Annotated in this window: 6 protein-coding genes; 5 read left to right on the forward strand and 1 reads right to left on the reverse strand. The window is 67.2% G+C overall.

What is annotated here, in order from left to right:
• Window positions 1–254: 254 nt before the first annotated feature.
• The 5 genes from NQ204_RS19390 to hglS all read left to right on the forward strand — a co-directional run bounded on the left by NQ204_RS19390 (window position 255) and on the right by hglS (window position 4,202).
• Entirely contained in the window at window positions 255–626 is a 372-nt protein-coding gene (locus NQ204_RS19390; protein ID WP_108767524.1) for a hypothetical protein, read from the forward strand.
• A gap of 227 nt (window positions 627–853) precedes the next feature.
• Complete coding sequence (locus NQ204_RS19395) at window positions 854–1,264, forward strand: EF-hand domain-containing protein (RefSeq protein ID WP_108767525.1); 411 nt, start codon at window positions 854–856, stop codon at window positions 1,262–1,264.
• 127 nt (window positions 1,265–1,391) lie between these two features.
• A complete protein-coding gene (locus tag NQ204_RS19400; RefSeq protein ID WP_116863318.1) occupies window positions 1,392–2,144 on the forward strand; it encodes an HAD family hydrolase in 753 nt (250 codons plus the stop codon).
• Between the two features lie 31 nt (window positions 2,145–2,175).
• Window positions 2,176–2,664, forward strand: coding sequence for a hypothetical protein (locus NQ204_RS19405; RefSeq protein ID WP_116863358.1), 489 nt, complete (start codon window positions 2,176–2,178; stop codon window positions 2,662–2,664).
• A 176-nt stretch (window positions 2,665–2,840) separates the two neighbouring features.
• A complete protein-coding gene (hglS, locus tag NQ204_RS19410) occupies window positions 2,841–4,202 on the forward strand; it encodes a 2-oxoadipate dioxygenase/decarboxylase HglS (protein ID WP_256644687.1) in 1,362 nt (453 codons plus the stop codon).
• Between the two features lie 100 nt (window positions 4,203–4,302).
• Here the strand turns inward: hglS and scpC are convergent, their stop codons facing one another.
• On the reverse strand, window positions 4,303–5,817 hold the full coding sequence (gene scpC / locus NQ204_RS19415; RefSeq protein WP_116863320.1) for a succinyl-CoA:acetate CoA-transferase ScpC: 1,515 nt from the start codon (window positions 5,815–5,817) through the stop codon (window positions 4,303–4,305).
• Window positions 5,818–6,191 lie beyond the last annotated feature (374 nt).

Raw genomic sequence — 6,191 nt, forward strand, 5'->3', positions numbered from 1 at the left:
CTCGGGCGGGTTGGGCAGGACGCCCAACCCCGGTCTTGCCGTGTGCGCAGGACAGCGCACACGAGCAAGCGGCGACCAAGCCTACATGGACGTATTTACGGCGTCCCCGCAAACCCACAGTGCCCCGCCATCCCGCGGAATGCCGCTCTTGCTCTTGAGGTTGCCGGCCAGCGGCCGGCACTACCGGCAGGTGCAGGGCTGCAAGCCCTGCCGATACCCTTACACTCACTACCGCCTTCCAACTAGCCACCTGCATGAACCTTCCGCTGCACTTCGGCCTGCTCGGCTCCCTCGAAGCCGGTGCCATCGCCCTGCTGGTCGGGCTGCTGGTGTACTTCCTCTGGCACCACCTGTGCCGCGCACTGCGCTGGTCCATGGGCCATGCCATCGGCTGGGCCTGCGTGTTCTCCGTCGCCATCTCCGCCGGCATCGACATGTGGAAGCTGTTCTACATGGGCATCGTCCGGCTGGAGTCGCCGCTGTATGCGCGCATCTTCCTCTCCACCATCCACGACCCCAACGAACTGGGCAGCCGCGTGGTGCTGGAAATCGCCGGCGCGCTCTCCGGTGTCGCGCTGGGATGGGTCTTGTTCAGTTCGCGGTCATCCGCGCAGAACGTCGATTGACGCAGGTTTTTCGTTGCGTGCCGGTTAAATCCGGCCGCGCTGAATGTGCGTCTTATGGGCCGCTCACTTTGCCCTAACCACTGCGCTAAACCATGCGTCGGGGCGAGTGGTTAATAGGGTGTATGCACCCCAGTCGCGGCCCAAAATCGATTCAGAAACACGGTGGCAGGGTAGGTGCCGTGCGGAGACAACACGCCGCGCTCCACCACCCAAAGGAGATCCACCTGATGACTATTCGCAACCGCAAGCCCCTGCTCGCCCTGATCGTTGCCGCCGGTAGTGTGCTGGCCGTCCCGGCCATGGCGCAGAGCGCCCAGCAGCAGGCAGCCCAGGCACAGAATCAGGCGGCGCAGGCCCAGCAGTCGGCAGCCCAGGCGGGCCAGGCCGCTGACCAGGCCTCCAGTGCGGCTGCATCGGCGCAGGCACAGGCCAGTGGCGGCGGCCAGACCTGGGCCAGCATCGATACCGATGGCAACGGCACCATCAGCAAGTCCGAGGCACAGGTGAACGCGGGCCTGGCCCAGGTGTTCGACCAAGCCGATACCAACAAGGACGGCGAGCTGAGCGCCGATGAGTACAAGGCCTTCGTGGCCGCCCAGCAGGCCGGGGCGGGCGCAGGTGCTGGCGGCGGCAACTGATCGCCGCTTGTTTGAATGAAACCGGTTGAATGAATCCGGTTGTGTTCGGGGCAACCGGTGCATGGGGCCCGGGCGGCGAAGGCCGCCCGGGTTTTTGTTGCCCTCGCCACCCCTGTATCCTTGTCGGATGAACGCCTCCATGCCTGCGCGCTCGCGCGCCATCGGCCTGGTCGGTTTTGACGGTGACGACACGCTGTGGAAGAGCGAGGACTATTACCGCAAGGCCGAGCAGGAATACCTGGACCTGCTGTCGCGCTACGTCGACGTGCACGACACCCAGACCGCCCGCCACCTGCTGGAGGTGCAGCAGCGCAACCTGGCCGTGTTCGGTTATGGGGTGAAGGGCATGGTCCTGTCGATGATCGAAGCGGCCATCGACATCACCGGCCAGCGCATCGACGCCAAGGACATCCAGCGCATGCTGGATATCGGTCATGAAACCCTGCGCCACCCGGTCGACCTGATTGACGGCGTGCGCGAATCGGTGGCAGCCATCGCCGAGCAGTACCCGGTGGTGCTGATCACCAAGGGCGACCTGTTCCACCAGGAAGCCAAGATCAAGGTGGCCAAGCTGCACGAGCTGTTTCCGCGCATCGAGATCGTCTCCGAGAAGGATCCGGAAACCTACGCGCGCGTGCTGTCCGAATTCGATCTGCCGATGCAGCAGTTCGTGATGGTCGGCAACTCGCTGCGCTCGGATATCGAGCCGGTGGTCACCTTGGGCGGCTGGGGCATCCACACCCCGTACGCGGTCACCTGGGCGCACGAAACCCAGCATGGCGTGGCCGACGACGAGCCGCGCATGGTCACTGCCGATACCGCCTGGGATTGGCCGGCCGCGCTGGCCGCGATCGAGGCCAAGGCCGCTGCAGCGGCCTGACATGACCCGGCGGCTGCGGCAGAATCAGGGCATGAATCGTTCCTCGCTCCTGCTGCTCTCGCTCCTGCTGCTGGCGCCGGCCACCGTGCTGGCCCAGCAGACGGCCGAACGTTCGGCGGCCTACACGGTGGAAACCGGTGACGGTTGGCTGGATGCCCAGCTGCAGGACATCAACCACTACGCCGAGCGCTACCCCGATGCGTTCCTCGACGAGGTATCGCGCTATGCCAACGTGCCGCGCGGCTATGTCAGCGCACTGTTCACCACCCATGGCTGGCAGGCCGGCGATATCTACTTTGCCTGCTTCTGGGCCAAGGCCAGCGGCCAGACCTGCCGCGACAGCGTGCGCGCCTTCAGCCAGAACCCGGAAGGGGGCTGGGAAGCGGTGGTCACGCGCATGCCGGTGAAGCCGGACAACCTGCATGTCCGCGCCGTGCGCCACGCCGTCGTGGCCAGCTACGAGCACTGGGACCGGCCGATCACCCTCGACGCCACCCTGAAGCGCCAGCTCAAGCGGTAGTGCCGGGCCATGCCCGGCGAGCGCGACGCGCGGCCAGGGAGCCCGCCGGGCATGGCCCGGCGCTACCGGGGTTTCCGGCCAACGGCGGCCGTCATGTTGCTCTGCATATCGCCCCCATCGCGCACACCGGCGACAATACGGCTCTCGCCGTTCCCGTTCCCGCATTCGAGTGACTGATGAGCGCCTCTTTCGTTTCGCCTGATGTGATCCGCCGCCTGTTCGCCCAGGCCATGTCCCGCATGTACCGCACCGAAGTGCCGCTGTACGGCACGCTGGTGGAACTGGTGGAGCGGATCAACGCGGAGGTGCTTGCGCACGACCCGGCGCTGGCCGCGCGGCTGCACCGCAACGACGAACGCGCACGCCTGGACGAAGAGCGCCACGGCGCGATCCGCGTCGGCACCCCGCAGGAACTGGCCACGCTGCGCCGCCTGTTCGCGGTGATGGGCATGTTTCCGGTGGCCTACTACGATCTGTCGGTGGCCGGCGTGCCGGTGCATTCCACCGCGTTCCGCCCGCTCACCGGCGCGGCCCTGGCGCAGAACCCGTTCCGCGTGTTCACCTCGCTGCTGCGCCTGGAGCTGATCGAAGACGAGGCGCTGCGCGTGGAGTCCGCACGCATCCTCGAGCGCCGCCGCATCTTTACCGAGGGCGCGCTGGCGCTGATCGACCAGGCCGAGCGTGACGGTGGCCTGTCGCAGGCCGATGCCGAGCGCTTCGTTGCCGAGGCGCTGGAAACCTTCCGCTGGCACGGCGATGCCACCGTCGACCTGCCCACCTACCACGCGCTGCACGATGCGCACCGGCTGGTGGCCGACGTGGTCAGCTTCCGCGGCCCGCACATCAACCACCTCACCCCGCGCACGCTGGATATCGATGCCGCGCAGGCCGCGATGATCGAGCACGGCATGGCCGCCAAGGCGGTGATCGAAGGTCCGCCTCGCCGGGCCTGCCCGATCCTGCTGCGGCAGACGAGCTTCAAGGCGCTGGAAGAGGCCGTGCATTTCCCCGGTGGTGAGGGCGGTGCGGCCGGCACGCATACCGCGCGCTTCGGCGAGATCGAGCAGCGTGGCCTGGCCCTGACCCCGAAGGGGCGTGCGCTGTACGACCAGCTGCTGGCACAGGCGCGTGATGCCGGTGGCGCCGGCAGCACCGGCGGCGATTACGGCCAGCGCCTGCAGAGCGTGTTCGCCAGTTTCCCCGATGACCACGACACCCTGCGCCAGGAAGGGCTGGGGTATTACCGATACCAGCTGACCGACGCCGGCCGCGCCGCGCCGGAGCGTGTGGCTGACCTGCCGGCCGAAGTGCTGGTAGCCGCCGGCCTGGCCACGGCCGACCCGATCGTCTACGAGGATTTCCTGCCGGTCAGCGCCGCGGGCATCTTCCAGTCCAACCTGGGCGGCGAAGAGCAGCGGGCGTATGCCGCGCATGCCAACCGCGAAGCGTTCGAGCAGGCGATGGGCGTGGCGGTGAACGACGAGTTCGAGATCTACGAGCGGCTGCAGGCGGAATCGCTGGCGGCGCTGCGCGGATAAGCCGCATGCCGCGGAGCCGAGCATGGGCTCGGCTCTACAGGGATGTTGCGGTGCTGCCATTTGTAGAGCCGAGCCATGCTCGGCTCCCCGGCAACGGGTCTCAGCCCTTCATCGTGCCGGTATCCAGCCAACGCTGGTGCCACGACAGCGCTTCGGGCAGCAGGTGCGGGGTGTGCTTGCCGTAGCTTTCGCGGCTGGCACGGTCGAAGTAATCCTGCAGCTGCGGGCGGAAATCCGGGTGTGCGCAGTTGTCGATCAGCACCTGCGCGCGCTTGCGCGGGGTCAGGCCACGCAGATCGGCCAGGCCCTGCTCGGTCACGATCACCGACACGTCGTGCTCGGTGTGGTCGACATGGCTCACCATCGGGGTGATCGCCGAGATCGTGCCGTTCTTCGCCGTGGACGGGCTCAGGAACGCCGACAGGAAACCGTTGCGCGCGAAGTCACCCGAACCGCCGATGCCGTTCATGATGCGCGTGCCCATCACGTGCGTCGAATTGACGTTGCCGTAGATGTCCACTTCGATCATGCCGTTCATGCCGATGCAGCCCAGGCGGCGCACCAGTTCCGGATGGTTGGAGATTTCCTGCGTGCGCATGATGATGCGCTCGCGGTAGAAATCGATGTGTTCCTTGAACGTCTCGTTCGCCTGCGGGCTCAGCGCGAAGCCGGTGCACGAGGCATAGCTCAGCACGCCGTCGCGCAGCAGGTCGAGCATGCCGTCCTGGATCACCTCGGTGAACGCGGCCAGATCGCGGAAACCGCTCTTGGCCAGGCCGGCCAGCACCGCGTTCGGGATGTTGCCCACGCCCGACTGCAGCGGCAGCAGGTTCGGCGGCAGGCGGCCCTTCTTCACTTCGTGCTGCAGGAACTCGATCAGGTGCGAAGCGATCTGCTCGCTGGTCGCATCGATCGGGCTGAACGGGCTGTTGCGGTCCGGGCCGTTGGTGCGCACCACGGCCACGATCTTGTCCGGGTCGCAGCGCAGCGCGGTATCGCCGATGCGGTCGTTGGCGTTCACCAGCGGAATCGGCTTGCGGTGCGGCGGCAGCGCGGTGCCGTAGTAGATGTCATGCATGCCGTCCACGCCGGCCGGCTGCCACTCGTTGACCTCGACGATGACCTTCCTGGCCAGGTCCAGCCAGGTCTTGTTGTTGCCCACCGAGGTGGAGGGCACCAGCGAGCCGTCCTCGCGGATGGCCGACACTTCGATCACCGCGGTGTCGATCTCGCCGTAGAAGCCGAACCAGACGTGCTGGGCGACGTGGCTGAGGTGGATGTCGATGTAATCCAGCTTGCCCTCGTTGATGCGGTTGCGCGCATCCGGGTCGCTCTGGAAGGGCATGCGCATGGCGATGCCATCGGCCTTGGCCAGCGCGCCGTCCAGTTCCGGTGCGGTCGAGGCGCCGGTCATCAGCTTGATCTGGAAGGGCAGGCCCTGGGCGTGCACCGTCTCGATGCGGCGGGCAAGTTCGACGGGGACGGCCTTGGGGTAACCGGAGCCGGTGAAGCCGCTCATGGCGACGGTTTCACCGGGCTGGATCAGCGCGGCTGCGGCCTCGGCGGAGACCACGCGGTCACGGAGACGCGCGTTGGCGATGCGATCAACAGACATGACGACACGTGTTTCAGGGGGAAAGCCCGATTATCGGCCATCCCCCGCCGTACGGGGGCTGCGACCTTCGTGGAATGGCTTTTCCGGACGGCGGGCTACCATACCCACCAGTTCTGTTTTGCAGTGCAGCGTGCAATGTCCTTCCGCATTCCGCAGGATGGCCCTGCATCCCGACGTGGGGGAGGGAGCAGAGCCCGCTGGCAGTTCGCTGCAAGCGGGCTTTTTTATTGCCTGATGCCAAAGCTGAATAGGCAGGGTGCATTGCCGGTAGAGTCGAGGGGGGGGGGGGCGGCGGGGGGGGCCGGCGGGGGGGCGCCCGCCCCCCCCCCCCCCCCCCCCCCGCCCCCCCCCCCCCCCCCCCCCCCCCCCCCCCC

It is taken from the genome of Stenotrophomonas testudinis (genome assembly GCF_024499815.1).
Lineage (GTDB): Bacteria > Pseudomonadota > Gammaproteobacteria > Xanthomonadales > Xanthomonadaceae > Stenotrophomonas.